Source organism: Streptomyces sp. NPDC091376 (genome assembly GCF_044757085.1).
In the GTDB taxonomy this organism is placed as follows: domain Bacteria; phylum Actinomycetota; class Actinomycetes; order Streptomycetales; family Streptomycetaceae; genus Streptomyces; species Streptomyces pratisoli.
This window is the reverse complement of the sequence record NZ_JBIVUF010000002.1, coordinates 193,601-220,460: the sequence shown is the minus strand read 5'-3', so window position 1 is coordinate 220,460 and position 26,860 is coordinate 193,601. Positions and strand designations below refer to the sequence as shown.

The following is a 26,860-nucleotide window of genomic DNA, read 5'->3' as shown; positions in this document are numbered from 1 at the left end:
TGTGGCAGTTGCACCCTTGTGGGTGACCATGCGCGACAGATGCATAACGTAGCGTTACGACATGATCGACCCGCCTCTGCCCGCACCGGTTCAGGGCGGGGTGCGGCCGCCCGTCCGTCCGGGCGCGGGCCGGTTCCTCGTCCTCCTCGTGGTCTTCGTCTGCGCGGCATGCGGACTCGTGTACGAACTCGAACTCGTCGCCCTCGCCTCGTACTTGATCGGAGACTCGGTCACCCAGGCGTCCGTCGTGCTGTCAGTCATGGTCTTCGCGATGGGCATCGGCTCCCTGCTCGCCAAGCGGCTGCGCTGCCATGCGGCCGTCGGCTTCGCCCTGGTGGAGGCGGCGCTCGCGCTCATCGGCGGCTGCTCGGCACTCGTGCTGTACGCGGCGTTCGCCTGGCTCGGCGAGGCGCGGCACGCGCTGGTGGCGTTCTCACTCGCCATCGGGGTGCTGATCGGCGCCGAGATCCCGCTGCTGATGACCCTCATCCAGCGGGCGTCACGACGCGGCGGCGGGGACGGGGGCGACGAGGACGCCGCGGGTACCGTGGCCGACCTGTTCGCCGCGGACTACGTGGGCGCGCTCGTCGGCGGACTCGCCTTTCCCTTCCTGCTGCTGCCGTGGCTGGGCCAGCTGACGGGCGCGCTGCTCACCGGCGCGGTCAACGCGGTGGCGGGCGGGGCGCTCGTGCTGTGGCTGTTCCGGCGCGACATGTCGGCCCGGTCGCGGTGGTGGCTGCTCGTGGCGAATCTGACGGTGCTGGCCGTGCTGGCCACCGCGACGGCCCTGGTCGACGACTTCGAGTCGGCCGCGCGGCGCGCGGTGTACGGCGAGCCGGTGCGGGTCGCCGTACGGACCGGGGTGCAGGAGGTCGTGCTGACCGGGGCGGAGCACGGGCCGGTCAAGCTGTTCCTGGACGGCAGGCTGCAGGTCAGCGGGGGCCCCGAGGACCGGCACCACCGGGCGCTGGTGGACCCCGCGATGCGCGGGGGACCGCATGCGCGCGTCCTCGTCCTCGGCGGGGGCGACGGTCTTGCGGCGCGCGAAGTGCTCCGGCACCCCGGAGTGCGGTCGGTGACCGTCGTCGAGCTCGACCCCGGAATGGTGCGCCTCGCCCGCTCGGATCCGGCGCTCTCGGCGCTCAACGGGTACGTGTACCGGGACCCGCGGCTGAAGGTCGTGTACGCGGACGCCTTCTGCTGGCTGCGGGGGACGGCGGTGCCGCACCATGCCTACGACGTGGTGATCTCGGACCTGCCCGATCCGGGCGTCGCGCCCAGCGCCAAGCTGTACTCCCAGGAGTTCTACGGGCTCGCGGCGGACGTCCTCGCGGACGGCGGACGGCTCGCGGTGCACGCCGGGCCCGTGACGGCGAGGTCGCACGCCTACTGGACCGTCGAGGCCACGATCCGCGCGGCCGGGTTCGCGACGCGGGCGTACCGTGCACCGGGCCGGCCCGACCGGGGCTTCGTCCTCGCGGTCGCCGTGGCGGGAGGCACGCCGCCGGCCCCGGGACCCGGGGTGGTCGGCGTGGAGGACGAGCGGCCGAGGGGACTCCCGCCGTCGACGCTGCTGCGTCCGCGGTACGCCGAGTGAGCGCCGCCGACTGTGCCGGTTCTGCGCAGAAGGTCTCCCGGCGGGCCGGGGCTGAGTAGGCTCGGCTTCCATGGAGCATGAGGTGTTCGTTCCGGTTCCGGCAGAGACCCTCCGGCAGACGCTGGCCGACCCCGCGCGGGTCGCCCGGTGCGTCCCCGGGCTCCAACAGGACGCCGACGCGTCGGCGGGCCCGCTCGCCGGCCGGCTGAAGGTCCGCGTGGGCGGCCACACGATCACCTACCGCGGTGCTCTCCGGATCACCGGGCAGGACGACGGCTTCGCGGTCGAGGGCGAGGGCACGGAGGCCCGCGGTTCCGGCTCCGCCAAGCTCGCCCTGACCCTCCGCCTCACGCCCGCCGAAGGCGGCACCACCCTCACCTTCACCGGCACGGCCCACGCGGACGGCCGACTCGCGGAGGCGGACGCCGCCACGGTCGCTCAGGCGGGCACGCGCCTGCTCGACCGGTTCGCGTCGTCCCTCGCGTCCAAGGCGACGGATCAGGGGCCGGGCCCGGCGCGGCCTTCCGAGGCGCGGCCCGGCGCCTCGCACGTCGCGGACGCGCCGCAGGACCCGGCGCGGCCGGACGACTCCACCGAACCGGGACCGTCGGGCGGCCGCCCGGAGGACGCCGGCGCGACGCGGGCGTCCACGGAGGCGCAGGCCGGCCCGGGTAAGACCGATGCCGGTGCCACCCCCGGCGGGGAGCCGGAAGGACCTTCCGGCGCCGGGAGCACGGACGACGCGGTGACGCGGCCGTCCGGGGACGACGACGGCACGCCCGCCGCGGACGCGGAGCCCGGACCCGCGGAGAACGGTGCCGGTGAGACGCAGCGCGCCGACGCGGCTGACGCGCCCGGTGCCGATGCGTCCGTCTACGACGTGGAGGTGCCGCCCTCGGCATTGGACCCGTTGGCGGACGAGGCGTTCGGGGACGACGAGGAGCCGCCGGCGGAGGCTGCCCACGCCCGCCGGACGATGATCGGGCGCAGCGCGGAGGAGGTCGACCACGCGCCGCCGCGGGGACGGTACGCCCCCGTGCCCGCGCCGCAGACCGGCACCGCGGGGAACACCCTGCGGTGGGTCGCCCCGGCCGCCGCGCTCGCGCTCGCCTCCGCCGTGGTGGTCGGGCGCGCTCTGCGCCGCCGCAAGTAGCCCGCTTGGGCGCGGGCGCGCCGAGCCGCCCCCCAGTAGGGTCGGAGTGTGAGTAGCGAAGAGAGCGTCCGGCTCACCGCCGGCGACGTCGAGTTGACCGTGGCCCCGGCGAACGGGTGCCGGATCAGCAGCCTCCGCATCGCCGGGACCGAGCTGCTGCGGCAGGGAGAGCGCTACGGCTGCTTCCCGATGGTCCCGTGGTGCGGTCGCACCGAGAACGGCCGCTTCCGCAACGGCGGTGTCGAGCACCAGCTCCCCATCAACGACCCGCCGCACGCCATCCACGGCACCGCCCGCGAATCCGCCTGGCGTACCGCGCGCACCGGTGCGGCGGAGGCGGTCTTCACCTACGAACTCGCCGACCCCTGGCCGTACACCGGGCTCGTCACCCAGACGTTCGAACTGACCGAGGACTCCCTCGCGCTGCAGCTCGGCATCGAGACGTACGACGACTCGTTTCCCGCCCAGGCCGGCTGGCACCCGTGGTTCCTGCGCAACGCCTTCCCCGAAGGCAAGGGCGCCCGGCTCGACTTCATCGCCGACTGGCAGGAGGAGCGCGGCCCGAACTACCTCCCCACCGGCCGGCGCATCGAGCCCACGCCTGGCCCGTGGGACGACTGCTTCGGCATGGAGGACGGCCTCGACGTCACCGTCACGTGGCCGGATCAGCTGGAGCTCACGGTGAAGAGCCGCACCGAGTGGGTCGTCGTCTACGACCAGCAGGACGAAGCGGTCTGCGTCGAGCCGCAGTCCGGCCCGCCGAACGGGCTGAACACCCACCCGCGTCTGGTCACCCCCATCGACCCCCTCGAAATCGCCGCGACCTGGACGTGGCGCCGCCTCGCATAAGCTCAGGGCCATGACTGACGTACGCGCTGAGCTGCTCCAGCAGATCAAGGACAAGGCCGTCGTGCACGGCAAGGTGACCCTCTCCTCGGGGATCGAGGCTGACTGGTACATCGACCTGCGCCGGATCACGCTGGACGGTCAGGCGGCACCGATGGTCGGCCAGGTGATGCTCGACGCCACCGCGGACCTGGACTACGACTGCGTGGGCGGTCTGACGCTCGGCGCCGACCCGGTCGCCACCTCGATGCTGCATGCGGCAGCGGCTCGCGGGCAGCGCCTCGACGCGTACGTCGTCCGCAAGGCGGGCAAGGCGCACGGGATGCAGCGCCGCATCGAGGGCACGGACGTGAAGGGCCGGCGCTGCCTGGTCGTCGAGGACGTCTCCACCACCGGTGGCTCCCCGCTGACCGCCGTCGAGGCGGTACGGGAGGCCGGTGGCGAGGTCGTCGCGGTCGCCGTGATCGTGGAGCGGGGCGCCGCCCCCAAGATCGCGGAGGCGGGCCTCCCGTACGTCAACGCGTACTCGCTCGACGACCTCGGTCTGGCCTGACCTGCGGTTTCGCCATAGGGCGGGAGTTTCACGTGAAACGTCCCGCCCTTGGACCGGGAGCCCGCATGGGCGTCTGGAAGGATAGGTGCGACGATGACGTCGCCCCCAGGTCAGGGCCAAGCACGCAAACCGCACATCACAAGGAGCGGACAGATGCCCATCGCAACCCCCGAGGTCTACGCCGAGATGCTCGACCGGGCGAAGGCTGGCAAGTTCGCCTACCCGGCCATCAACGTCACCTCGTCCCAGACCCTGCACGCTGCGCTGCGCGGCTTCGCGGAGGCCGAGAGCGACGGCATCATCCAGATCTCCACGGGTGGTGCGGAGTTCCTGGGCGGCCAGTACAGCAAGGACATGGTGACCGGCGCGGTCGCGCTCGCTGAGTTCGCGCACATCGTCGCCGCGAAGTACGGCGTCACCGTCGCCCTGCACACGGACCACTGCCCCAAGGACAAGCTGGACGGCTACGTCCGCCCGCTGCTCGCGATCTCCGCCGAGCGCGTCGCGAACGGCCAGAACCCGCTCTTCCAGTCGCACATGTGGGACGGCTCCGCCGAGACCCTCGCCGACAACCTGGCCATCGGCCAGGAGCTGCTGGCCCAGGCCGCCGCAGCGAAGATCATCCTTGAGGTCGAGATCACCCCGACAGGCGGTGAAGAGGACGGCGTCACCCACGAGATCAACGACGAGCTGTACACCACCGTCGAGGACGCCATCCGCACCGCCGAGGCGCTCGGCCTGGGCGAGAAGGGCCGCTACCTGCTGGCCGCGTCCTTCGGCAACGTCCACGGTGTCTACAAGCCGGGCAACGTCGTGCTCCGTCCCGAGCTGCTCAAGGACCTCCAGGCCGGAGTCGCCGCCAAGTTCGGCAAGGCTGACCCGTTCGACTTCGTCTTCCACGGTGGCTCCGGCTCCACGGCCGAGGAGATCGCCACCGCGCTGGAGAACGGCGTCGTGAAGATGAACCTCGACACCGACACCCAGTACGCCTTCACCCGCCCCGTCGCGGACCACATGTTCAGGAACTACGACGGTGTGCTGAAGGTCGACGGCGAGGTCGGCTCCAAGAAGACGTACGACCCGCGCACCTGGGGCAAGGCGGCCGAGGCCGGCATGGCCAAGCGCGTGACCGAGGCGTGCGCGGCGCTGCGCTCGACCGGTACGAAGCTCAAGTAGGCACGAAGCTCAAGTAGGCACGAAGCTCAAGCAGGCACGAAGCCCAAGCAGGCACACGGCTCAGCTGTCACCCGGCTCAGCCGGCCACCAAGCTCAGGCAGGCAGAGGCCCGGCACCGACCTCGGTGCCGGGCCTTCGTCCTGCCGTCCTGCCCGAAGGGGAGCACGAGGATGACGACGTACGACTTCGATACCTCCGTCGACCGGCGCGGCACCGCGAGCGTGCAGTGGGACGGTGTCGCCGACCGCTTCGGCGTGCCCGGACTGCTGCCGTTCACCATCTCCGACATGGACTTCCCCTGCCCGCCGCAGGTGCTGGACGCGCTGCGTGAGCGCGTTGCGCACGGGGTGTTCGGGTACACCGACTGGCGGCTCGGCGAGTTCCGTGAGGCGATACGCGGGTGGTACGCGGGACGGCACGACACCGCGCTCGATCCGGAGTGGATCGTGTACGCGCCGTCCGTGCTGAGCCTGCTGTCGCAGCTGCTGCAGATGTGGACGGAACCGGGGGACGGGGTGGTCGTCCACACGCCCACGTACGACGGCTTCCGCAAGGCGGTGACCGGGCTCGGGCGGGAGCTTCGAGGGGTGCCGATGAGGGACGCGGCCGGTCTGGAGCGGGAGCTCGCCCGGCCGGACGCGAAGGTGCTGATCCTGTGCTCGCCGCACAACCCGACCGGACGGGTGTGGACGGAGACGGCGCTGGGTGAGATGGCCCGGATGGCGCGGACGCACGGCGTCGCCGTGATCGCCGACGAGATCCACGCGGACTTCGCGCACGACGGGCACCGTCATCTGCCGTGGACGCGGTTCGTGACGGACGAGGGGCCTGGGCCGGGGCGCTGGGCGCTGATCACGTCCGCGTCGAAGGCGTTCAACTTCCCCGGGCTGAACGGTTCGTACGGGATCATCGGCGATCCCGAGGAGCGTGCGACGTTCGTCCGCCGGATGGAGACGGGGGAGGGCCTCGCCTCCCCGGCGGTGCTCTCCCTGACCGCGCACATCGCCGCGTACCGGGAGGGGGCCCAGTGGCTGGACGCGGCGCGAAGCTATGTCGCCGGGAACATGACGATGCTCGCGGACCGGCTGCGATCCGCGTTCCCCGAGCTGCGCTGGGAGCCGCCACAGGCCGGATACCTGGCGTGGATCGACCTCCGCGCGCTGGGCGTGGACGACGAGGCGCTCCAGCGGGAGCTGGTGGAGCGGGAGCGGGTCGCGATCATGCGGGGCGGGGTCTACGGGGCGGAGGGCTTCGTCCGCATGAACCTGGGCTGCCCGCGTACGAAGGCGGAGGCCGGCGCCGATGCCCTCGTCCGCGCTCTGACCCGCCTGACAGCGTGATCGCCCTGACCAGGCGACCGCGTGCCCGCGTGCCCGCGTGACGGCATGACGGCGTGACCGACCGGCCGACCGGCTGGCCGCCCTCCCGTCCCGGCCTCCTGACCTGACGGCGCCGGGCCGGGGGGCGGTGGCTCCGTACCCGGCCGGGTCGCCAGGGGGACGAGGGGACGCGATGATCGCCCTATGGACATCAGGCTCGCGTCGGCCACCGGGCGCTGGGTGGTCCTGACGACCGTCCTCGGGTCCAGCATGGCCCTGCTCGACTCGACCGTCGTCAACGTCGCCCTGCCCCACATCGGCGACGACCTCGACGCGGACCTCGCCGGCCTCCAGTGGATCGTCAACGCCTACACACTGACCCTCGCCGGGCTGATCCTGCTCGGCGGGGCGCTCGGGGACCGGTACGGGCGACGAAAAGTGTTCGTGATCGGGGTGGTGTGGTTCGCGCTGGCGTCGCTCGCCTGCGGGCTGGCGCCCAACGACCTGGCATTGATCATCGCCCGGGCCCTGCAGGGCGTCGGCGGCGCGCTGCTCACCCCCGGGTCGCTCGCGCTGATCGAGGCGAGTTTCCACCCGGACGACAGGGCGAAGGCCGTGGGCCTGTGGTCCGGGTTCGGCGGCGTCGGCGCGGCGATCGGGCCGTTCGTCGGCGGGTGGCTGGTCGACGGGCCCGGCTGGCGCTGGGTGTTCCTGCTGAACGTGCCCCTGGCCGCGCTGTGCGTGCCCGTGGCGCTGCGCCACGTCCCCGAGTCGCGGGACCCCGCGGCGCACGGCCGGTTCGACGTGCTGGGCGCGGCGCTCGGGGCCCTGAGCCTTGCGCTGGTGACGTACGCGCTGATCGACACGACCTGGTGGACCGGGATCGCGGGCGTCGTCGTGGGCGTGCTGTTCGTGTGGGTCGAGCGACACCGGCCCCATCCCATGCTCCCGTTGTCGGTCTTCCACTCCCGGCTGTTCACGGCGGTCAACCTGGTGACCATGTGCGTGTACGCCGCGTTCGGCGGGTTCTTCTTCCTCGCCTCGCTGCAACTCCAGGTCGTCCTCGGCTATTCGGCCCTGGCCGCCGGCGTCGCGCTGCTGCCCACCACGGTGCTGATGCTGCTGCTCTCCGCGCGCTCCGGCGAGCTCGGCCAGCGGATCGGCCCGCGTATCCCGCTCACCGTGGGTCCGCTGCTGTGCGCCGCCGGGATGCTGCTGATGCTGCGGGTGGACGCGGGCGCCTCGTACGCCACGGACGTGCTGCCGGCGCTGCTGGTGATGGGCCTCGGCATGGTGACCGTGGTGGCGCCGCTGACCGCGACCGTCCTGGCGTCCGTCGAAAGCTCGCGGGCGGGGCTGGCCAGCGGCATCAACAACGCGGCGGCCCGCGCGGCCGGCCTGCTCGCAGTGGCCGCGCTGCCGCTGCTGACCGGGATGGGCCCGGAGGCGTACCGGATTCCGGAGGAGTTCGCGGCGACGTTCCGGCGGGCGATGCCCCTGTGTGCGGGGGTGCTCGTGGTGGGGGCGGTGCTGGCCTTCGCGACGGTGCGTACGCCGGAGAAGTACTCCCACGCCAAGTGCAAGCTCCACTGCGGTGTCGGCGCACCGCCGCTGGAACCGCAGAGGAGGACGACGGGCACGACGGGAACGACCGGGCAGGACCCTACGGGCGGTCGATCTGGTTGAAGATCCACATGATCTCGCCGCCGGCCCGGCCCGGACGGCCCGCACCGCTTCCACGGATTCCGCATCGACCTGTGACACTGGAACCCATGGTCATCCACGAAAACCTGCTGGGGGGACCGCCCCCCACTCATCTGCCCGACGTCCCCGAGCCGCGGGAGATGCTCGCGAGCGGCACGGCGCCCGCCGACGTCGCCGCGAAGTACCCGACCTCCTCGCTGGCCTGGGCCCAGCTCGCCGACGACGCGTTCGCGGGCGGCCGAGTCGTCGAGTCGTACGCGTACGCGCGCACGGGCTACCACCGGGGCCTCGATGCGCTGCGCCGCAGCGGCTGGAAGGGCCACGGCCCCGTGCCGTGGGAGCACGAGCCCAATCGTGGCTTCCTGCGTGCCCTGCACGCGCTCGCCCGCGCCGCCCAGGCGATCGGCGAGCAGGACGAGTACGAGCGCTGCACGGCGTTCCTGCGGGACTCGTCCCAGACGGCGGCGGACACCCTCGGCTGATCCCCGGCCCCGGCCCCACCGGCCCTCGGGGGCGGACGTCCTTCCCGGGCGTCCGCCCCTCGCGTCACCGGCGGGACCCGTGTTTATGATGCGCGCAGGGGACCGGAGCTCCGACACCACCAACGGAAAGGGGCGGACCGCTACCCGGACACCTGTGTCAGGAGACAGCGAATGTCGCAGTATCCCGATGCCTCCGGAGCCGGTTCGGACACCCCGAACCTCGACTTCGCGGGCACGACCCCGTACGAGGACTACGTCCAGGCCGACGTGCTCACCCACCTCCAGCACCCCCTCTCCGACGATCCCGGCGAGATGGTGTTCCTGGTCACCACCCAGGTGATGGAGCTGTGGTTCACCGTCATCGTCCACGAGTGGGAGACCGCCTCCCGCGCCCTGCGCCGCGACGAAGTGCCCGTCGCACTGGACGCGCTCAAGCGCTCCGTACGGGAGCTGGACGCGCTCAACGCCTCGTGGCGGCCCCTCGCACAGCTCACGCCCATGCAGTTCAACTCGTACCGCAGCGCCCTCGGTGAGGGCTCCGGCTTCCAGTCGGCGATGTACCGGCGGATGGAGTTCCTGCTCGGCGAGAAGTCGGCGTCGATGCTGGTGCCGCACCGCGGCGCCCCGCGCGTCCACGCCGAGCTGGAGAAGGCCCTGCACGAGCCGAGCCTCTACGACGAGGTGCTGCGGCTGCTCGCCCGGCGCGGGCTGCCCGTGCCGCAGTCCGTCCTCGACCGCGATCTGTCGCAGCGCTACGAGCCGTCGCCCGAGATCGAGCAGGTGTGGGCCGCCGTGTACCGGGGCGACGACCAGCACGCCGAGCTGGTACGGCTCGGCGAGGCGCTGACCGACGTCGGCGAGCTGGTGTGGCGCTGGCGCAACGACCACCTCGTCGCGACCCGGCGGGCCATGGGCTCCAAGACCGGCACCGGTGGCTCCGCCGGCGTCGCCTGGCTGGAGAAGCGGGCGACGAAGAACGTGTTCCCCGAGTTGTGGACGGCGCGCAGCCATGTCTGAGACCACACTCGCCGACAAGGCGGCGGCGCTGGACGCCGCGGACGAACTGGCCAAGCGACGCGAACTGTTCGCGCTCGAAGGCTCCGTGGTGTACCTCGACGGGAACTCGCTCGGCGCGCTGCCGCGCCACGTCCCTGACCGGCTGGCCGATGTCGTCACCCGTGAATGGGGCGAGCTGCGCATCCGTTCCTGGGAGGAGAGCGGCTGGTGGACGGCGCCCGAGCGGATCGGCGAGCGGATCGCCCCGCTCGTCGGCGCGGCGTCCGGCCAGGTCGTGGTCGGTGACTCGACCAGCGTCAACGTCTTCAAGGCCGTCGTCGCGGCGGTACGGATGGCCCCGGACGACCGGGAGGAGATCCTCGTCGACGCGACGACGTTCCCCACGGACGGGTACATCGCTCAGTCCGCGGCCCGGCTGACCGGCCGCCGCCTCGTGCCCGTCGACCCGGCGGAGCTGCCCGCCGCGCTCGGGCCCCGTACCGCCGTCGTGCTCCTCAACCACGTCGACTACCGCACCGGCCGGCTGCACGACCTGCCGGCGCTCACCGCGGCCGTCCACGAGGCGGGCGCCCTGGCCGTGTGGGACCTGTGCCACAGCGCGGGCGCGCTGCCCGTCGGCCTCGACGAGCACGGTGTGGACCTCGCGGTGGGGTGCACGTACAAGTACCTCAACGGAGGCCCGGGTTCGCCGGCGTACCTGTACGTCGCCGAGCGCCACCAGGACCGGTTCGACTCGCCGCTGCCCGGCTGGAACTCGCACGCCGACCCGTTCGCGATGGCCGCGGGATTCGCGGCGGCGGACGGAGCGGTGCGCGGCAGGGTCGGCACGCCCGACATCCTGTCGATGCTCGCGCTGGAGGCGGCCCTCGACGTGTGGGACGGGGTCCCGGTGGAGGCGGTACGGGCCAAGAGCCTCGCCCTCACGGACTTCTTCCTGGAGTGCGTCGAGGCGTACGTGCCGCAGGGGAGGGTCACCTCGCTCACCCCGGTCGCGCACGCCGAGCGCGGCAGCCAGGTCGCGCTGTCCTGCCCGGAGGCCCCGGCCGTGATGGAGGAGCTGATCGCCCGCGGGGTCGTCGGCGATCTGCGCCGCCCTGACGTGCTGCGATTCGGCTTCACTCCGCTGTACGTCGGATTCGCGGACACCGAGCGCGCGGCGCGGACTCTCGCCGACGTCCTCGCCGAGGTGCCCGCCCCGCAGATCGGCTGACAGCGGGGGGCCGGGGGCCTGGTACCGTCCCCGCTGGTCAGGCCAATTCGGCCCCCTCACCGAAAGGTTGGAGCAGCATGCCGGACTCCGCCGCCGCTCGCGACGCCGCCGAGGAGGCCTCGGCCATGTCGCATCCGGCCGTTGCCCCGGACGCCTCGGCCGCGTACGGCGAACACCCCGACCAGGTCGTGGACTTCTACGCGCCGCGCGACGGCCGGGACCGGGCGCCGCTGGTGGTGGTGCTGCACGGCGGGGCGTGGCGGGCGCCGTACGACCGGCGGCACATCACGCCGTTCGCGGACTTCCTGGCGCGGCGAGGTTTCGCCGTGGCCAACGTGGAGTACCGCCGGGGCCCTTCGCTGCCCCAGCAGCGCGACGACGACGCGGCCGGCGGCGGCCCGGTGGCGGGCCGCTGGCCGGACACGTTCGACGACGTCGCGGCAGCGCTCGACGCGCTTCCGGAGCTGGTCCGTACGACGCTGCCGCAGGCCGACGCGCGACGCACGGTCGTCACCGGCCACTCGGCGGGCGGGCATCTCGCGCTGTGGGCGGCGGCCCGGCATGTGCTGCCGGCCGGCTCGCCGTGGCGGCTGACGGCGGCGCCGCTGCTGCGCGGTGTCGTCGCGCTCGCCCCGATCGCGGACCTGGGGCGGGCGGTCGAGCTGGACGTGTGCGGTGGCGCGGTGCTCCAGCTCATCGGCGGTGAGGGCGAGTTCGACAAGCGCGCCGGGTACGTGGACCCGGCGGCGCTGCTGCCCACCGGGATCGCGACGGCCGTCGTCCAGGGTCGTGAGGACACCGTCGTCCCGCAGGCCGTCGCCGAGGCGTACGTCGACGCGGCCGCGAAGGCGGGCGAGACGGTGGGGCTGACGTTGCTGGAAGACGTCGGTCACTTCCCGCTGATCGATCCGGCGGCGGACGCGTGCGCGGTGGTGGCGGAGGAGATCGCCCAACTGGCCTGGTGACAGCGGCTCGGTGACCGCGCCCGCCGGGTGACGGCGGCCGGGCCCGACCGGCGCCGCACGAAGGCCACCGAAGCCGCACGAAGGTCACCGCTTTCGCGCGGCGAGTCACCGCAACTCCTACGCAGGTCACCGGCACCGTACGCGGGTCACCGCTTTCGTGCGGCGGGTCACGACAGCCCGTACGCAGGGTCACCGGCTTCGCACGACGGGTCACCGCATCCCGTGCGGAGGGTCACCGGGCGCCCGGCCCGTACCTTCGCCCGGCGGGCGGCCGAGCACGCGGCCGCGTTCCGTGTCTGACCAGGGCGGACCCGTGTAGTACCTGCGACGGACGCGGAAGGATCCGCATCACAGGTGACGACCGCGTCCGTCCGCGCACGTACCTTGGCTGACGTGACCGACACGCAGCCCACGCAGCGCATACCGCGCTCACCGCGCACCGATGCCGAGAGCCGCAGCCCCGAGTTCCGCCTGGCCATGGGCGCGCTCGGCGGACTGCGGCAGGACCTCTTCCACGACGCCTTCGCCTACCGCCCGCTGCAGCCGAGGCCGGCCGACGGGCCGGTGATCCGCCGGCTGCCGAAGCGGATACGCAGGTACGCGGTCTGGACCCCGCACGCGTTCGTCGCGTTCGTCGCGCTGATCGTGCTGGCCGCGAGCAGAACGACGAACGGTCTGAACGGTCTCGTGTCGATCGTCTTCGGCGCGATCCCCGCGGCCGTGGTGCTGATGACGCTGGTCCGTCCGGTGCTGGCGTTCTGGGCCTCGCTGGCCACCACGCTCTTCTTCGGGGTGCTTGCCAACCCGTGGGGCGACTGGCCCTGGTCGGGCGCCACGATCACCATGCACGTCGCCGTCCTGACCTTCGTCGCGGCGCGCACCCGTCCGCGCACCGCCATGTGGATGTGGCTCCTGACGGGCGCGTACGGACTTGCCGCCGAGACGCTGCTGAGCCGTGGGTACAGCACCGGCAGCACCGGTCCGCTGATGGTCCTCTCGGCCTTCGTGCTCCTGGTGGTCGCCATGGTCCAGGTCCGTCGCGAGGCGCGTGAGGAGGTCGCCGTACAGCAGAGCGTCACCGCGGTGGAGCGCGACCGGCGCACGCTCCTGGAGGAGCGCACCACCATCGCCCGTGAGCTGCACGATGTGGTCGCCCACCACATGTCGGTCGTCGCGATCCAGGCGGAGGCCGCCCCCTACCGGGTGGAGAACCCGCCGCCCGAGCTGGAGCAGGCCTTCGTGACGATCCGGGAGAACGCGGTCGCAGCGCTGACCGAACTGCGCCGGGTCCTCGGAGTCGTACGGGCCGAGGACTACGAGGCGCCGGACGCGCCACAGCCGACGCTCGCCGATCTCGACGGGCTGCTGGGCAATGTCCGTGACGCCGGTCTCGAGGTCGACCTCGCGATCACCGGCGCGGTGCGTGAACTGCCGCAGGGCGTCGAGCTGTCCGCGTACCGCATCGTCCAGGAGGCCCTCAGCAACGCGCTGCGCCACGCGCCCGGCGCGCCCGCGAAGGTCGAGGTCTCCTACGTCCTCGGCGGGCTGGGTCTGCGTATCGTCAACGGACCCGCGCGCGGGCTGGTCAAGCCCTCGCCGGGGGCAGGGCACGGCATCACGGGCATGCGGGAGCGGGTGACCATGCTGAACGGCGAGATGACGGCCGAGCGGACCGACGACGGCGGCTACGAGGTCGCCGCGTTCCTCCCCGTCGTGAAGGACGAGACCGCATGAGCATCCGTGTGCTGATCGTCGACGACCAGGCGATGGTCCGCGAGGGCTTCTCCGTCCTGCTGAACGCCATGCCCGACATCGAGGTGATCGGCGAGGCGGTCAACGGCCGCGAGGCCGTCGCCCAGGTCGCCGCCCTGCGCCCCGATGTCGTCCTCATGGACATCCGCATGCCCGAGCTGAACGGAATAGAAGCCACCCGGGAGATCGTCGCGGCCGACGAGGACGCGAAGGTCCTGGTCCTGACCACCTTCGACCTCGACGAGTACGTGTACCAGGCCCTGCGCGCCGGGGCCTCCGGCTTCCTCCTGAAGGACGCCTCCGCCCGGCAGCTCGCCGACGGCGTCCGGGTCGTGGCGGCCGGGGAGGCGCTCCTCGCCCCGACGGTCACCCGCCGTCTGATCACGGAGTTCTCCCGCATCTCGGCGGCGCCCCGGCCTCCGGCGCTGGCCCAGATCGGCGATCTGACCGAACGCGAGACGGAGGTCCTCGTCCTGATCGCCCAGGGCCTGTCCAACGCGGAGATCGCCTCCCACCTCGTCGTCGCCGAGTCCACGATCAAGACCCACGTCAGCCGGATCCTGGTGAAACTGGGGCTGCGGGACCGGACGCAGGCGGCGGTGTTCGCCTACGAGGCGAGGCTGGTCACGCCGGGGTAGCCCGGCTAGCGTCCGCGTATGGATGCTCCTGTGTTCGCTCCCTGGTCGCCCGCGTTCGTCGCGGACCCGTATCCCGCGTACGCGGACCTGCGTGCGCGGGGGCGGGTGCACTGGTTCGAGCCGACGAGGCAGTGGCTCGTGCCGCACCACGCCGACGTGTCGGCCCTGCTGCGGGACCGTCGCCTCGGCCGGACGTATCTGCACCGGTTCAGCCACGAGGAGTTCGGGCGTACACCGCCGCCGGCCGCGCACGAGCCGTTCCACACGCTGAACGACAACGGGCTGCTGGACCTCGAAGCGCCGGACCACACGCGGATCCGGCGGCTGGTGACGAAGGCGTTCACGCCCCGGACCGTGCAGGAGCTGGAGCCGACCGTACGGCGGCTGGCCGCCGGGCTGGTGGGGAAGCTGGCCGGCAACGGCGGGGGCGATCTCCTCGCGGAGGTCGCCGAACCGCTGCCGGTCGCCGTCATCGCGGAGATGCTCGGCATCCCCGAGGCCGACCGTGACCCGCTGCGGCCCTGGTCGGCGGACATCTGCGGGATGTACGAGCTGAACCCGTCCGAGGAGACCGCGGCGCGGGCCGTGCGGGCGTCGCTCGAATTCTCCGCGTATCTGCGGGAGCTGATCGCCGAGCGGCGCAAGGAGCCCGGCCAGGACCTGATCTCGGCACTGATCGCCGCGTACGACGAGGGCGACCGGCTCAGCGAGCAGGAGATGGTCTCCACGTGTGTGCTGCTCCTGAACGCCGGGCACGAAGCGACCGTCAACACGACGGCGAACGGCTGGTGGACGCTCTTCCGGCATCCGGAGCAGCTGGCCGCCCTGCGGGCCGACCCCGCGCTGCTGCCCACGGCCATCGAGGAGCTGATGCGGTACGACACCCCGCTCCAGCTCTTCGAACGCTGGGTCCTCGACGACATCGAGATCGGCGGCACGGTCGTGCCTCGCGGCTCCGAGGTCGCCCTGCTCTTCGGCTCGGCCAATCGCGACCCCGCCCGCTTCGCGCGCCCGGACGAACTGGACCTCGCCCGCCCCGACAACCCGCACATCACCTTCGGCGCGGGCATCCACTACTGCCTGGGCGCGCCGCTGGCGAGGGTCGAGCTGGGCGCGGTGTTCGGTGAGTTGCTGCGTCAGGCTCCGTCGATGCGGTTGGCGTCGGAGCCGCAGTGGGGGCCGGGTTTCGTGATCCGGGGGGTACGGGAGCTGCGCGTCGAGCTGTGACCGGGGCCCGGATCCGGGCCGGACCCCTCCTGGGCGGAGCCCTGGAACGTGCGGGCGCGGCGCCCCCGCTCCGCTACAGGTGAAGGCGCCGCGCGTCCGGGGAACGGGACGTCAGGTCTGGAGGTCGCGGCGGCGCAGGCCCGCCAGACCGGCCGCCGCCAGCCCCGCCGCCAGCGCCGTCAGCAGCACCACCGGCGTCCACGACATCTCAGGCCCCGGCAGCTTCGGCAGATGTCCGAAGGGGGAGAGGTTCAGCACGGACTGGGGCAGGTTCAGCGCGGGTCCGATCCAGCCGAGTGCCAGGCACAGCCCCGCCACTCCCCACGCCGCCACGGCCGCCTTGGGGAAGGCTCCGTACAGCAGTAGCGCGAGGGCTGCGAGCGTCCACACCGCGGGTACCTGGACCAGAGCGGCGCCCAGGAGGGCGGGGAGTTCGCCGCCGTGGCCGATTGCCATGCCGGCCCCGCTGAGGAGCATGACGAGCGCGGCGCCGCCGAAGGCGATGGTGAGGTGGCCCGCCGCCCACGGGAGACGGCCCACGGCGTTCGCGAGGATCGGCTCGGCGCGCTGGGACGTCTCCTCGCCGTGCATGCGCAGGACCGACGCCACCGCGTACAGCGCGGCGATCATCCCGAACATCCCGGTCATCGCGGCCAGGAAGGCGTCGGTGAGTGCCGCCTGCCCGCCCATCCGCTGGAAGATCTCCCTGGCCTGCTCGTTGTCGCCGACCAGATCGGCCGCACCGCTCGCCATGCCGCCGAAGACGATCCCGGCGAGCAGGAAGCCCGCCGCCCAGCCGAGGAGGGTGGCGCGCTGGAGCCGCCGGGCGAGGCCGCCGGCCGTCGCGATCCGGCCCTCGGCCGGACCCGGGCGGGTGGGCAGGAAGCTCATGCCGACGTCGCGTCGCCCGGCCAGGGTGAACGCGACGACGCACTGCCCGGCCACCGCCGCGGCGATCAGCAGGATCACCCACCAGCGCTCGTCGGCGAAGGCCCGTACGTTCTCGGCCCAGCCGATCGGCGACAGCCACGTCAGCACGGACGACCCGTCTGCCGTGCCCGCGTCCCCGGAAGCCCGCAGGACGAAGGCCAGCCCGAGGACCCCGGACGTCAGTCCCTTGGCGAGCCGGGCGCTCTCGCTCAGCTGGGCGGCGATCGCCGCCATCGTGGCGAACAGCACGCCGGTCCCGCCGATCGCGAGGCCGAGCGCGAGCGCACCGCCCGCGCCCAGCCCGGACAGACCCGCGGTGACCATCAGTGCGACCGCGGCGTTGGCGATCACCGCGGTCAGCAGCGCCGCGGTCAGCGGCGCCCGTCGGCCGACCATCGCCGACGACAGCAGTTCCTGACGGCCCGTCTCCTCTTCCTCGCGCGTGTGCCGTACGACGATGATCAGGCTCATCACCGCGGCGAGCACGGCGGCGAAGGTGCCGAACCGCCAGGCGACGAGACCGCCGATGCCGTGGTCGAACACCGGTCCGTACATGCTGCGCATCGAGCTGTTCGCGGCCATCGACGCGGCGAGCTGCGACCGCTTCGCCTCGGTGTCGTACAGCGTCTCGAGCGAGCCGACCCCGCTGACGACCATCACGGCGATCACGATCACCCAGATCGGGAGCATGAGCCGGTCACGGCGCAGGGCGAGCCTGAGCAACGCCCCCGTGCCGGCCAGCGGCCGGGAACCTCCGCCGCGCACGGCGAAGGTGCCGGCCTCCGCTACGGCGGTCATCGTGCCATCGCCTCTTCCGTGCGTACGTCGTCCTGGTAGTGACGGAGGAACAGCTCGTCCAGCGTGGGCGGCGTGCTGGTCAGCGACCTGACGCCCGACTCGGTGAGCGAGCGCAGCACGGCGTTCAGCTTGTCCGTGTCGACCTGGAGCCTGACCCGCTTTCCCTGGATGTCGAGGTCGTGCACGCCGGGCAGCCGGGCCAGCCCGTTGGGCGCGCCGACGAGTTCCGCGCTCACGCTGGTACGGGTCAGATGGCGCAGGTCGGCGAGCGAGCCGCTCTCCACGGTGACGCCCTTGCGGATGATGCTGACCCGGTCGCAGAGCGCCTCGACCTCGCTGAGCACATGGCTGGAGAGCAGGATCGTTCTGCCGCGGTCGCGCTCCTCGGCGACGCAGCTCTGGAAGACCTCCTCCATCAGCGGGTCGAGACCGCTCGTCGGCTCGTCGAGGATGAGCACGTCGACGTCGGAGGCGAAGGCGGCGACGAGGGCGACCTTCTGCCGGTTGCCCTTGGAGTACGTACGCCCCTTCTTGGTCGGGTCGAGTTCGAACCGCTCGATGAGGCGGCCGCGCCGCGTCCTGTCGAGGCCGCCGCGCAGCCGGCCGTAGAGGTCGATGACCTCGCCGCCGGAGAGGTTGCGCCACAGCGTCACGTCGCCGGGTACGTACGCGACGCGCCGGTGCAGCTCGACCGCGTCCTTCCAGGGGTCCCTGCCGAGCAGCTGGGCGGCGCCGGAGTCGGCACGCAGCAGGCCCAGCAGGACCCGGATGGTGGTCGACTTGCCGGCGCCGTTGGGGCCGAGGAAACCGTGGACCTCACCGGTCTCGACCGCGAGGTCGAGGCCGTCCAGTGCGTGGGTACGCCCGAACGACTTGTGCAGTCCGGCGACCGTGATTGCCTTCGTCATGATTCAGAACGTACGCTAGCTTCACAAATTTGTGAAGTTAAGGAAGCGTATAAACTGGGCGGCGGGCCGGTGAGCAGGGGAGATGATCCAGGGATGACGCAGATGACCGACAAGGCGAGGGACGAAGAGGCGGTCTCGCGATTCGTGGAGAGCTTCGCCGCGCAGCTCGTCGAAGCCGGGATGACGCGCATGCCCGCACGGGTCTTCGCCGCGCTGCTCGCCTCAGACTCCGGCGCGCTGACCTCCGCCGAGCTGGGGCAACAGCTCCAGGTCAGCCCCGCCGCGGTCTCCGGCGCGGTGCGCTACCTCTCCCAGGTGCACATGGTGTCGCGCGAGCGCGAGCCCGGTTCACGACGGGAGCGCTACCGCGTGCACAGCGACCAGTGGTACGAGGCGCTGACCAACCGTGACGCGATCCTGAAGCGGTGGTCGGACTCCCTGCGCGAGGGCGTGGCCGGCCTCGGCGCCGACACCCCGGCCGGGCGTCGGCTGGCGGAGACCATCGCCTTCTTCGACTTCATCCAGGGCGAGCTCGTCGAGATGATGGAGCGCTGGCGGGCGCACCGCAGCGAGCACTTCCCCTCGTGACTACCCGGGCGGCTCGTGACTACCCGGGCGGCGCCACCACCGGAAGCGTCAGCGACCACGCCTTCGGCCGCAGCGTCCACGTGCGCTGTCTGACCGGGCCCGTGATCACGGCGTCCGCGCGGTAGCGGAAGCTCGGGCCCGAGACGGTGACGACCTTGGCGAGGGTGCGCAGGGGCTCCTCGGCGGACGGGCGGCGCACGCTCACCTCGACGGCGCCCTCGGCCGTCCGTACCCGTACGTCCTCGACCGGCTCGTCCAGATCGCTCAGCAACACCCCGTCCGCCTCCACCCGCAGCCGGTGCGTGCGCGCGAGCGGCGGCACGGGCGGGGCGGGCCGCACCAGGGTGCGGACCAGGGACCGGCAGGTGTCCCACACCGAGCCCGCCACCCCCGCGGGGCCACCGGCCGCGGCCGCACCGGGGCCCGCCGCCGTCGGCGTGGCCGGAACGCGCAGTTCTCCCAGCACCACCCCGTCGCTGTCGTCGACGAGCAGGTCGAGCGGGTGCGCGGCGCCGTCGAGCACCGCCCGCGCGGCCGCCACCGCACCCGTCGGCACGCCCAGCGTCCGTGCCAGTTCCACGGACGGCGCGGCCCCTACCGGTACGAGCGAGAGGGCGTCGTCGGCCAGCTCCCGCGCCCGGTGCAGAAGGCCCACGGCACGCAGCAGCGCACGGTCGTCGCCGACCACGACGGGCCGCCGCGAACCCCTCCTGGCCAGCGCCCGGGAAAATTCCTCGGGCCCGTCGGGCAGGCAGATCTTCGCCGCCGACCCGGCACACAACACATCCTTCACGATCCGAACGGACTCGCCGTCGAAACGGCGGGCGACCGGGTCGATGACCACCAGGAGCTGGTCGTGAGCCGACACCTCGGTCCTTCCTCGGGTAGCATCTTTGTGCAAGAGCCCCTTGCGCTATTGCGCCAGGGGCTTGGTCTATTCCGGGGCACCGGGTTGGCGGCTCAGGCCCCCTGACCATGGACATGCCCCGCCCGGAAGGGGTGTACGCCTGTGCCCGCACTTGTGCTGCTCGGTGCTCAGTGGGGTGACGAAGGCAAGGGAAAGGCCACCGACCTCCTCGGTGGATCCGTGGATTACGTGGTGCGTTACCAGGGCGGTAACAATGCCGGCCACACGGTTGTCGTCGGCGACCAGAAGTATGCGCTCCACCTCCTCCCTTCCGGAATCCTCTCGCCGGGGTGCACCCCGGTCATCGGCAACGGAGTCGTCGTCGACCCGGCGGTCCTGCTCTCCGAGCTGAGCGGGCTGAACGAGCGCGGCGTCGATACGTCCAAGCTCCTGATCAGCGGAAACGCTCATCTGATCACCCCGTACAACGTCACGCTCGACAAGGTGACGGAACGGTTCCTCGGTAAGCGCAAGATCGGCACGACCGGCCGCGGTATCGGCCCGACGTACGCCGACAAGATCAACCGCGTCGGCATCCGGGTCCAGGACCTCTACGACGAGTCGATCCTGGCCCAGAAGGTCGAGGCGGCGCTGGAGAACAAGAACCAGCTCCTGGCCAAGGTCTTCAACCGCCGCGCGATCGAGGCGGACCGGATCGTGGAGGAGATGCTCCAGTACGCGGAGCAGATCAAGCCGTACGTCGCCGACACCACGCTGATCCTGAACGACGCCATCGACGAGGGCAAGGTCGTCCTCTTCGAGGGCGGCCAGGGCACCCTCCTCGACGTCGACCACGGCACGTACCCGTTCGTGACGTCGAGCAACCCGACCGCGGGCGGTGCCTGCACCGGCGCCGGCGTCGGCCCGACCAAGATCAGCCGCGTCATCGGCATCCTCAAGGCGTACACGACCCGCGTCGGCGCCGGCCCGTTCCCGACAGAGCTGTTCGACGACGACGGTGAGGCGCTGCGCCGCATCGGCGGCGAGCGGGGCGTGACCACGGGCCGCGACCGCCGCTGCGGCTGGTTCGACGCGGTCATCGCCCGCTACGCGACCCGGGTCAACGGCCTGACCGACTTCTTCCTCACCAAGCTGGACGTGCTGACCGGCTGGGAGCAGATCCCGGTCTGCGTCGCGTACGAGATCGACGGCAAGCGCGTCGAGGAGCTGCCGTACTCCCAGACCGACTTCCACCACGCGAAGCCGGTGTACGAGTACCTGCCGGGCTGGTCCGAGGACATCACCAAGGCCAAGACCTTCGCCGACCTGCCGAAGAACGCGCAGGGCTATGTGAAGGCGCTGGAGGAGATGTCGGGCGCGCCGATCTCGGCGATCGGTGTCGGCCCCGGCCGTACCGAGACGATCGAGATCAACTCGTTCCTGTAGGAGCGCGGGTAGCCACGACGGAGGGGCTGTGGGTCCCGCGGTGAGGTCACTCCTCGCCGCAGACCCGCAGCCCCTTCGGCGTCACGCACGGCAGATGCCCGTGCGTCGTGATGACGTCCTGCCCGCCGCCCAGCCTCATGTAGTTGAGGAAGCTGGACGCGAGCGAGTCGGCCGGCGGCCGGCCGTAGGTGTACGCGTACTCGATCTCCCGGTACGGGTACGCGCTCGCGCCGATCGTCTCGACCGACGGCGCCTCGCCGTCGATGTCGAGCCGGTGGGCGCCCTTCAGGCCCGCGCCACCGCGCAGTTCGCTGTAGCCGATCGCGCCGGGAAGCCTGGCCACGGTGGCCAGGACCTGTTCGGTGCTGTCGAGTTCGCAGCGGACGACCTTCGCCCGGGGGTCGTCCTTGTGGAGGCAGTCGCGGGAGGAGTTCGCCGGCTCGTTGCCGCCGAGGACGCGGCGCTGGAAGACCTCGCGGGTGCCGGAGTTGGCATCACGGCTGACGAGGAGGATGCCGAGGGGCGGGCCGCCCAGCTCGCTCCAGTCGGTGATCTCTCCGTCGTAGATGCTGCGGATGTCGTCGAGGGCGAGATTCCTCACCGGCACCTTGTCGTTGACGAGGAGGGCGAAGGCCGAGACGGCGACACGGTTCTCGCGCAGCTGCGCGAAGCCACCCGGTTTGGGTCCGTCGGAGAGCGCGATCAGCGGCGGGGAGCCCTTGTCCGTCTGCTCGCCGCGCTCGGCGAGTTCCCGTATCCCGGCGGCACTGCCGTGCGCGTCCACGGTGATCTTCGAGCCCGCGCAGTCCTTCTCGTACTTCTTCGCCAGCTCCCGTGCGACGGGCGCGAAAGCGGTCGACCCGGTGATGGTCAGCTCGCCCTTGGCGCAGCCGATCGGCGGCCGGGTGTCGTCCCGTACGACGATGATCGCGGCGAGCGCGACGACACAGGCGGTCAGCAGCACCGTGATGTTGCGGGCCGCCGTGCTGAACAGCGGGGTCTTGTCGTCGGGCAGGATGGCGCGGTTCGGCATCACCTCGCCGTCGCGGATGCCTCCCGTGATCCGGACCTCGCAGCCGACCGGCCCGCCCGAGAGCAGCACCAGCAGCTTGAAGTGCTCGCCGTGGTTGAGCGGAACGCGCGGGATGTAGAGGGTGTTGCCGACGAACCGCAGCCCCGCGGCCGGCGTGAAGTGCTCCGCCAGATGGTCCGCGCCGGACGGCTGGGTGACGGCGAGGCCGCGCACGAAGCGGTCGGTGAAGTCGACCGTGAGGCCGTGCAGTTCACGGCCCGTGTAGTCGTTGTCCGCGATGCTCTGCGAGCCGTCGTTCTCGATGCGCAGCAGGACGAGGGTGCCGTCGGACATGTCGGGGGTGTCGTTGAACAGCCCGAGCCGGATGTTGGACCGGCCGTTGCGCACGTTGCTGCCGATCGGGGTGTCGAGCTGGATGCGGTACCCGATGCGCTTCCTGCTCGGGACACGGCGCTCGTACCAGAGCACGCCGGCCGAGGCCAGGATGCCGAGCACGGCGGTACCCAGGGCCACGATGTTCTCGGCGCTCACCCACTCCACGGACAGTCACCGTACGTGCGTGCGAGGTGAGTTGGGGCTGGCCGGGCGATCCGTCGGCTGATGTTCGCCGCGCGTTCAGGAGGCGCACGTCCCAGGTGCCGGTTCAGAGCGCGCCGGACACGGGACGGCTCAGCGGCGGAAGTACTCCCCGGGCTCCCCGTCCGGCCCCATCCCGTACATGAGCAGCCGCTCCTTGCCCTTGAAGCGGTCGATGCGCAGGCTCTGCGAGGCGCCGTCCGGTGCGCAGTCGGCGTCGGAGGCGCGGAGGTCGGGCACGCGCGGGCCGATGACGAGCAGACTGCCGACGCCGCCCAGGATCGCCGTGCTCGCGCAGTTGACGGTGCCTTCGAGCGGTTCCCCGGTCGTCTCGTCCATCTTCGGGTACGAGTCCTGGAAGCGGACCAGCGGGGCGCCGACCGGGCCCTGGGTGATGGTGACGGTGTTGTCGAACAGCTCGTTCTGATCGCCGCCGGCGAGCTCGTCGAAGTGCTGCTTCCAGGTGCCCACGAAGGCCGCGGGGACGATCTGAGGGCCGGTCCTCGCCCTGCGGAACGTGGCGGTCACGGCGCCGGACCGCCATTGCATGACGTCCTGGGAGCGCATGGTGAGCGTCTGGTGTGCGGCGGGGAGGCACTCCCCGGCCGGGACGCTCGTGGTCACGTCGCTCTCGCCGAAGACGATGGCGTCGTCGTCCGCCGAGGCGAGGACCGACCGCCCCATGCACAGCCGTTCGCCGGTGACCTGGACGTAGACGGCGGTCTTGCTGCCCTTGCGGCCCTGGCTGATCTCGATACGGCTGGTCGACTTGGGGCTGTCGTCGCTGCCTTTCAGCACGCCTTCCCAGGCGCCGACGAAGACGTCCGGGACGTCCCCGGCCGACGGGCCGGGCGTCTTGCCCGTCCTGCCGCTGCCGGTGGCGCCGCCGGGCGGCCGCTCGTACGACTCGGGAGACCGGTCCGGCCAGTACGCGGTGGCCAGCGCACCACCGCCCGCGAGAACCGCCACCGCGCAGCCGGCCGCGAGGACGGTACGCCAACGGCGCCACCGTGGCGGCCCGTCGACCTGGGTGCCCGGCGTGGGCGCGCCCGGGGCGCCCGTCGTGTCCTGCGCGCGCAGGCCCTGCGTCGGGGTTTCCGCGTCCAGCAGCCGCGCCGCCTGCTCACCCAGCCGCGCCAGCAACTCCGGCGGCAGCCAGGCGCCGCCGGACACGGGCGCGGCCTGCGCCAGCCGGGCGGCCGTGGGGCGGAGTGCGGGGTCCTTGTCGAGGCACGCCCGGACGAGCGGGCCCAGTTCGTCGGGCAGGCCCTGCAGGTCCGGTTCGTCGTGCGCGATCCGGAACATGATCGCGTGCACGCCGCTGTCGGAGGCGCCGAACGGCTGCCGCCCGGTGGCCGCGTACGCGAGCACAGCCCCGATGCAGAAGATGTCGGAGGCGGCGGTGACCTTCTCACCGCGCACCTGCTCGGGAGACATGAAACCGGGCGAACCGACGACCGCGCCCGTGCTGGTGAGGCCCCCGTCGGTGACGGTGTCCACGGCGCGCGCGATCCCGAAGTCGATGATCCGCGGGCCTTCCACGGCCAGCAGGATGTTGGACGGCTTCAGGTCGCGGTGCACGAGCCCGGCGGCGTGGATGTGCTCCAGCGCCTGTCCGAGCCCGGCGGCGAGGGTGCGCACCGAGTCCGGCGGCAGCGGTCCCTCCTCGTCCACGACGGTCTTCAGCGCCGGCCCGGGTACGTAGGCGACCGCCACCCACGGAGGGTCGGTGGCCGTGTCGGAGCCGATCACGGGCGCGGTGCCGGTGCCGCCGACGCGTTCCAGCGCGGCGACCTCACGTGCGAAGCGCAGCCTGAACTCCTGCTCCGCGGCGAGTTGCGGGTGCACGACCTTGACGGCGACCGTGCGTCCGCCCTCGGAACGGGCCAGGTACACCCGGCCCATGCCACCGGTGCCGAGCCGGCCGAGGAGGCGGAACGGGCCGATGCGGGCCGGGTCTTCGGGCGTCAGCGGGTCCACGTCCGGATCTTCGCACACCGCACGTTCGGGACGTAGGGCCTCCGCCTGCCGGGACCGCCCCCGGCCTCATGCCGGGACCGCCTCCGGCCTGGGCCACTTCGACAATCATGGTCTAGACCCTTGACAGGTCCAGACCATTCCCGGTTCAGTGCTCAACACGCCCCATGGCAACGCACGTTGAGCACCCCCTGCACCTGAGCACCCCTGCTTCCCCCACATCCCCCCACAGGGAAAGGTCGATAACGTTGTCACGACGCATTCTCACCCTGCTCGCCGCCTTCGCGGCGGTACTCGGGCTCGCGGTCTTCGTTCCCTCGACCGCGTCCGCGGCCGAGTGTTCCGCGCCCTGGAACTCCTCCTCCGTCTACACCGGGGGCATGACCGCCTCCCACAACGGCCACAACTGGCTGGCCAAGTGGTGGACCCAGAACGAGACCCCCGGCTCCGCCGATGTCTGGGCCGACCAGGGCAGCTGCGGCGGTGGCGGCAACCCGGACCCCTCGGGCTTCGTCGTCAGCGAGGCGCAGTTCAACCAGATGTTCCCGAACCGGAATTCGTTCTACACGTACAGCGGGCTGACTACGGCCATGAGCGCCTACCCGGCCTTCGCCAACACCGGCAGCGACACGGTCAAGAAGCAGGAGGCCGCGGCCTTCCTCGCGAACGTCTCGCACGAGACGGGCGGCCTGGTCCACATCGTCGAGCAGAACACCGCGAACTACCCGCACTACTGCGACTGGAGCCAGCCCTACGGCTGCCCGGCCGGCCAAGCCGCGTACTACGGCCGTGGCCCCATCCAGCTCAGCTGGAACTTCAACTACAAGGCCGCGGGTGACGCACTCGGCATCGACCTGCTGGGCAACCCCTGGCGCGTCGAGCAGGACGCGGCCGTCGCCTGGAAGACCGGACTCTGGTACTGGAACACGCAGAGCGGCCCCGGCACGATGACCGGCCACAACGCGATGGTCAACCAGGCCGGCTTCGGCCACTCGATCCGCTCGATCAACGGCTCGCTGGAATGCGACGGCAAGAACCCGGCGCAGGTCCAGAGCCGGGTCGACAACTACACGCGCTTCGCGCAGATCCTGGGCGTCCCGACGGGCGGCAACCTGTACTGCTGAGCCTTAGCGTGATGCACAAGGCGGGGGCACCACGGTCACGAACCGTGGTGCCCCGCTTCTTTCCGCCTCCTGGGCAGCCTTTGGCGGCCTGTGGCCGTCCCGTTGAAGCGTCCCTGTTCACACAGGGGGTCGTCACGGACTCACGCCTGAATGAACGCCAGCAGGTCCGGGTTGAGGATCTCCGGGTGGGTCGACAGCATGCCGTGGGGGAGTCCCTCGTAGCTCTTCAGGGTGCCGTTCTTCAGGATCTCGGCCGACAACGGGCCCGCGTCCGCGTACGGCACGATCTGGTCGTCGGTGCCGTGGGCGACGAGGACCGGGACGTCGATCGCCGCGAGGTCGTCGTTGAAGTCGGTCTCGGAGAACGCCTTGATGCACTCGTAGTGGGCGTTGGCCGCGCCCGTCATCCCCTGCCGCCACCAGTTGTCGATCAACCCCTGCGACACCTTCGCGCCGGGCCGGTTGAAGCCGTAGAACGGACCCGTCGGAAGTTCGATGAAGAACTGCGAGCGATTGGCGGCCAGAGCCGCGCGCATCTCGTCGAAGGCCTCGATCGGCAGTCCCCCGGGATTGGCGTCCGTCTTGACCATGATCGGCGGAACGGCGCTGACGAGCACCGCCTTCCCCACGCGGCCCGGCTTGGCGCGGGCCACGTAGCGTGCGACCTCTCCGCCGCCGGTCGAGTGGCCGATGTGGACGGCCCCTTGCAGATCGAGCGCGTCCGTCAGCGCCGCCACATCGGCGGCGTAGGTGTCCATCTCATGACCGGTCGCGGTCTGACTGGAGCGCCCGTGGCCGCGTCGGTCGTGGGCGATCACCCGATAGCCGTGCCCGAGGAAGAACAGCATCTGGTTGTCCCAGTCGTCGGCGCTGAGCGGCCAGCCATGGTGGAAGACGATCGCCTGGCCGTCGCGCGGACCCCAGTCCTTGTAGAAGATCTTGGTGCCGTCCTGAGTGGTCACGCTACCCATCGTGCTCGCCCTTCCTACGACCT

The 26,860-nt window shown here is 71.8% G+C and carries 23 protein-coding genes; 17 read left to right on the top strand and 6 right to left on the bottom strand.

Translation table 11 applies throughout. The annotated features are described in order from the left end of the window. Nucleotides 1-61: 61 nt before the first annotated feature. The 14 genes from ACIQMR_RS05230 to ACIQMR_RS05165 all read left to right on the top strand — a co-directional run bounded on the left by ACIQMR_RS05230 (nucleotide 62) and on the right by ACIQMR_RS05165 (nucleotide 15,639). A complete protein-coding gene (locus tag ACIQMR_RS05230) occupies nucleotides 62-1,597 on the top strand; it encodes a polyamine aminopropyltransferase (RefSeq protein ID WP_401383083.1) in 1,536 nt (511 codons plus the stop codon). 70 nt (nucleotides 1,598-1,667) lie between these two features. Further along, nucleotides 1,668-2,750: an SRPBCC family protein gene (locus tag ACIQMR_RS05225; RefSeq protein ID WP_401383082.1), complete on the top strand. Its 1,083-nt coding sequence runs from the start codon at nucleotides 1,668-1,670 to the stop codon at nucleotides 2,748-2,750. Between the two features lie 48 nt (nucleotides 2,751-2,798). Continuing rightward, nucleotides 2,799-3,599: an aldose 1-epimerase gene (locus ACIQMR_RS05220; protein ID WP_401383081.1), complete on the top strand. Its 801-nt coding sequence runs from the start codon at nucleotides 2,799-2,801 to the stop codon at nucleotides 3,597-3,599. A gap of 10 nt (nucleotides 3,600-3,609) precedes the next feature. Beyond that, a complete protein-coding gene (pyrE, locus tag ACIQMR_RS05215) occupies nucleotides 3,610-4,149 on the top strand; it encodes an orotate phosphoribosyltransferase (protein ID WP_401383079.1) in 540 nt (179 codons plus the stop codon). A 153-nt stretch (nucleotides 4,150-4,302) separates the two neighbouring features. Continuing rightward, entirely contained in the window at nucleotides 4,303-5,325 is a 1,023-nt protein-coding gene (gene fbaA / locus ACIQMR_RS05210; RefSeq protein WP_401383077.1) for a class II fructose-bisphosphate aldolase, read from the top strand. A 170-nt stretch (nucleotides 5,326-5,495) separates the two neighbouring features. Beyond that, nucleotides 5,496-6,665 carry a MalY/PatB family protein gene (locus tag ACIQMR_RS05205; RefSeq protein ID WP_401383075.1) on the top strand — a complete coding sequence of 390 codons (1,170 nt, stop codon included), beginning with the start codon at nucleotides 5,496-5,498 and terminating at the stop codon, nucleotides 6,663-6,665. A 183-nt stretch (nucleotides 6,666-6,848) separates the two neighbouring features. Further along, entirely contained in the window at nucleotides 6,849-8,330 is a 1,482-nt protein-coding gene (locus tag ACIQMR_RS05200) for an MFS transporter (RefSeq protein WP_401383073.1), read from the top strand. An 86-nt stretch (nucleotides 8,331-8,416) separates the two neighbouring features. Beyond that, on the top strand, nucleotides 8,417-8,830 hold the full coding sequence (locus ACIQMR_RS05195) for a DUF3151 domain-containing protein (RefSeq protein ID WP_401383071.1): 414 nt from the start codon (nucleotides 8,417-8,419) through the stop codon (nucleotides 8,828-8,830). 171 nt (nucleotides 8,831-9,001) lie between these two features. Then, nucleotides 9,002-9,847, top strand: coding sequence for a tryptophan 2,3-dioxygenase (gene kynA / locus ACIQMR_RS05190; RefSeq protein ID WP_401383069.1), 846 nt, complete (start codon nucleotides 9,002-9,004; stop codon nucleotides 9,845-9,847). Then, nucleotides 9,840-11,057 (top strand): kynureninase, encoded by a 1,218-nt coding sequence (kynU, locus tag ACIQMR_RS05185; protein ID WP_401383067.1) that lies wholly within the window; start codon nucleotides 9,840-9,842, stop codon nucleotides 11,055-11,057. Before kynA ends, kynU begins: the two co-directional genes overlap by 8 nt. Before the next feature lie 77 nt (nucleotides 11,058-11,134). Beyond that, the gene (locus ACIQMR_RS05180; RefSeq protein ID WP_401383065.1) at nucleotides 11,135-12,022 is read left to right on the top strand and encodes an alpha/beta hydrolase family protein; all 888 of its coding nucleotides are present in this window, start codon (nucleotides 11,135-11,137) and stop codon (nucleotides 12,020-12,022) included. 384 nt (nucleotides 12,023-12,406) lie between these two features. Beyond that, the gene (locus ACIQMR_RS05175; protein ID WP_401384070.1) at nucleotides 12,407-13,756 is read left to right on the top strand and encodes a histidine kinase; all 1,350 of its coding nucleotides are present in this window, start codon (nucleotides 12,407-12,409) and stop codon (nucleotides 13,754-13,756) included. Continuing rightward, entirely contained in the window at nucleotides 13,753-14,412 is a 660-nt protein-coding gene (locus ACIQMR_RS05170; RefSeq protein ID WP_266381050.1) for a response regulator transcription factor, read from the top strand. The genes ACIQMR_RS05175 and ACIQMR_RS05170 overlap by 4 nt, the downstream gene beginning before the upstream one ends. An 18-nt stretch (nucleotides 14,413-14,430) precedes the next feature. Beyond that, the gene (locus ACIQMR_RS05165) at nucleotides 14,431-15,639 is read left to right on the top strand and encodes a cytochrome P450 (RefSeq protein WP_401383063.1); all 1,209 of its coding nucleotides are present in this window, start codon (nucleotides 14,431-14,433) and stop codon (nucleotides 15,637-15,639) included. Between the two features lie 111 nt (nucleotides 15,640-15,750). Here the strand turns inward: ACIQMR_RS05165 and ACIQMR_RS05160 are convergent, their stop codons facing one another. Beyond that, a complete protein-coding gene (locus tag ACIQMR_RS05160; protein ID WP_401383060.1) occupies nucleotides 15,751-17,367 on the bottom strand; it encodes an ABC transporter permease in 1,617 nt (538 codons plus the stop codon). After that, a complete protein-coding gene (locus ACIQMR_RS05155) occupies nucleotides 17,364-18,275 on the bottom strand; it encodes an ATP-binding cassette domain-containing protein (RefSeq protein WP_401383058.1) in 912 nt (303 codons plus the stop codon). Before ACIQMR_RS05155 ends, ACIQMR_RS05160 begins: the two co-directional genes overlap by 4 nt. A gap of 93 nt (nucleotides 18,276-18,368) precedes the next feature. Between ACIQMR_RS05155 and ACIQMR_RS05150 the strand changes: the two genes are divergently transcribed. After that, complete coding sequence (locus ACIQMR_RS05150) at nucleotides 18,369-18,863, top strand: GbsR/MarR family transcriptional regulator (protein ID WP_401383056.1); 495 nt, start codon at nucleotides 18,369-18,371, stop codon at nucleotides 18,861-18,863. Between the two features lie 19 nt (nucleotides 18,864-18,882). Here ACIQMR_RS05150 and ACIQMR_RS05145 read toward each other — a convergent pair whose 3' ends face one another. Then, nucleotides 18,883-19,731, bottom strand: coding sequence for a diacylglycerol kinase (locus ACIQMR_RS05145; protein WP_401383054.1), 849 nt, complete (start codon nucleotides 19,729-19,731; stop codon nucleotides 18,883-18,885). 141 nt (nucleotides 19,732-19,872) lie between these two features. Here ACIQMR_RS05145 and ACIQMR_RS05140 point away from each other — a divergent pair, with 141 nt between their 5' ends. Continuing rightward, the gene (locus ACIQMR_RS05140; protein WP_401383051.1) at nucleotides 19,873-21,156 is read left to right on the top strand and encodes an adenylosuccinate synthase; all 1,284 of its coding nucleotides are present in this window, start codon (nucleotides 19,873-19,875) and stop codon (nucleotides 21,154-21,156) included. A gap of 46 nt (nucleotides 21,157-21,202) precedes the next feature. Here ACIQMR_RS05140 and ACIQMR_RS05135 read toward each other — a convergent pair whose 3' ends face one another. Then, entirely contained in the window at nucleotides 21,203-22,729 is a 1,527-nt protein-coding gene (locus ACIQMR_RS05135; RefSeq protein ID WP_401383049.1) for a substrate-binding domain-containing protein, read from the bottom strand. A gap of 129 nt (nucleotides 22,730-22,858) precedes the next feature. Beyond that, on the bottom strand, nucleotides 22,859-24,745 hold the full coding sequence (locus tag ACIQMR_RS05130; protein ID WP_401383046.1) for a protein kinase: 1,887 nt from the start codon (nucleotides 24,743-24,745) through the stop codon (nucleotides 22,859-22,861). Between the two features lie 245 nt (nucleotides 24,746-24,990). On the opposite strand from ACIQMR_RS05130, the gene ACIQMR_RS05125 reads away from it, so the two are divergent. Continuing rightward, entirely contained in the window at nucleotides 24,991-25,866 is an 876-nt protein-coding gene (locus tag ACIQMR_RS05125; protein WP_401383045.1) for a glycoside hydrolase family 19 protein, read from the top strand. A gap of 140 nt (nucleotides 25,867-26,006) precedes the next feature. On the opposite strand, the gene ACIQMR_RS05120 is transcribed toward ACIQMR_RS05125, so the two are convergent. Next, entirely contained in the window at nucleotides 26,007-26,837 is an 831-nt protein-coding gene (locus ACIQMR_RS05120) for an alpha/beta fold hydrolase (protein WP_401383042.1), read from the bottom strand. Between the last annotated feature and the right edge of the window lie 23 nt (nucleotides 26,838-26,860).

Bases quoted from the DNA above. Each gene is read 5' to 3' on its own strand.
- ACIQMR_RS05230 (WP_401383083.1), top strand. From the start codon at position 62: ATGATCGACCCGCCTCTGCCCGCACCGGTTCAGGGCGGGGTGCGGCCG.
- ACIQMR_RS05225 (WP_401383082.1), top strand. From the start codon at position 1,668: ATGGAGCATGAGGTGTTCGTTCCGGTTCCGGCAGAGACCCTCCGGCAG.
- pyrE (WP_401383079.1), top strand. From the start codon at position 3,610: ATGACTGACGTACGCGCTGAGCTGCTCCAGCAGATCAAGGACAAGGCC.
- fbaA (WP_401383077.1), top strand. From the start codon at position 4,303: ATGCCCATCGCAACCCCCGAGGTCTACGCCGAGATGCTCGACCGGGCG.
- ACIQMR_RS05205 (WP_401383075.1), top strand. From the start codon at position 5,496: ATGACGACGTACGACTTCGATACCTCCGTCGACCGGCGCGGCACCGCG.
- ACIQMR_RS05200 (WP_401383073.1), top strand. From the start codon at position 6,849: ATGGACATCAGGCTCGCGTCGGCCACCGGGCGCTGGGTGGTCCTGACG.
- ACIQMR_RS05195 (WP_401383071.1), top strand. From the start codon at position 8,417: ATGGTCATCCACGAAAACCTGCTGGGGGGACCGCCCCCCACTCATCTG.
- kynA (WP_401383069.1), top strand. From the start codon at position 9,002: ATGTCGCAGTATCCCGATGCCTCCGGAGCCGGTTCGGACACCCCGAAC.
- kynU (WP_401383067.1), top strand. From the start codon at position 9,840: ATGTCTGAGACCACACTCGCCGACAAGGCGGCGGCGCTGGACGCCGCG.
- ACIQMR_RS05180 (WP_401383065.1), top strand. From the start codon at position 11,135: ATGCCGGACTCCGCCGCCGCTCGCGACGCCGCCGAGGAGGCCTCGGCC.
- ACIQMR_RS05170 (WP_266381050.1), top strand. From the start codon at position 13,753: ATGAGCATCCGTGTGCTGATCGTCGACGACCAGGCGATGGTCCGCGAG.
- ACIQMR_RS05165 (WP_401383063.1), top strand. From the start codon at position 14,431: ATGGATGCTCCTGTGTTCGCTCCCTGGTCGCCCGCGTTCGTCGCGGAC.
- ACIQMR_RS05160 (WP_401383060.1), bottom strand. From the start codon at position 17,367: ATGACCGCCGTAGCGGAGGCCGGCACCTTCGCCGTGCGCGGCGGAGGT.
- ACIQMR_RS05155 (WP_401383058.1), bottom strand. From the start codon at position 18,275: ATGACGAAGGCAATCACGGTCGCCGGACTGCACAAGTCGTTCGGGCGT.
- ACIQMR_RS05150 (WP_401383056.1), top strand. From the start codon at position 18,369: ATGACGCAGATGACCGACAAGGCGAGGGACGAAGAGGCGGTCTCGCGA.
- ACIQMR_RS05120 (WP_401383042.1), bottom strand. From the start codon at position 26,837: ATGGGTAGCGTGACCACTCAGGACGGCACCAAGATCTTCTACAAGGAC.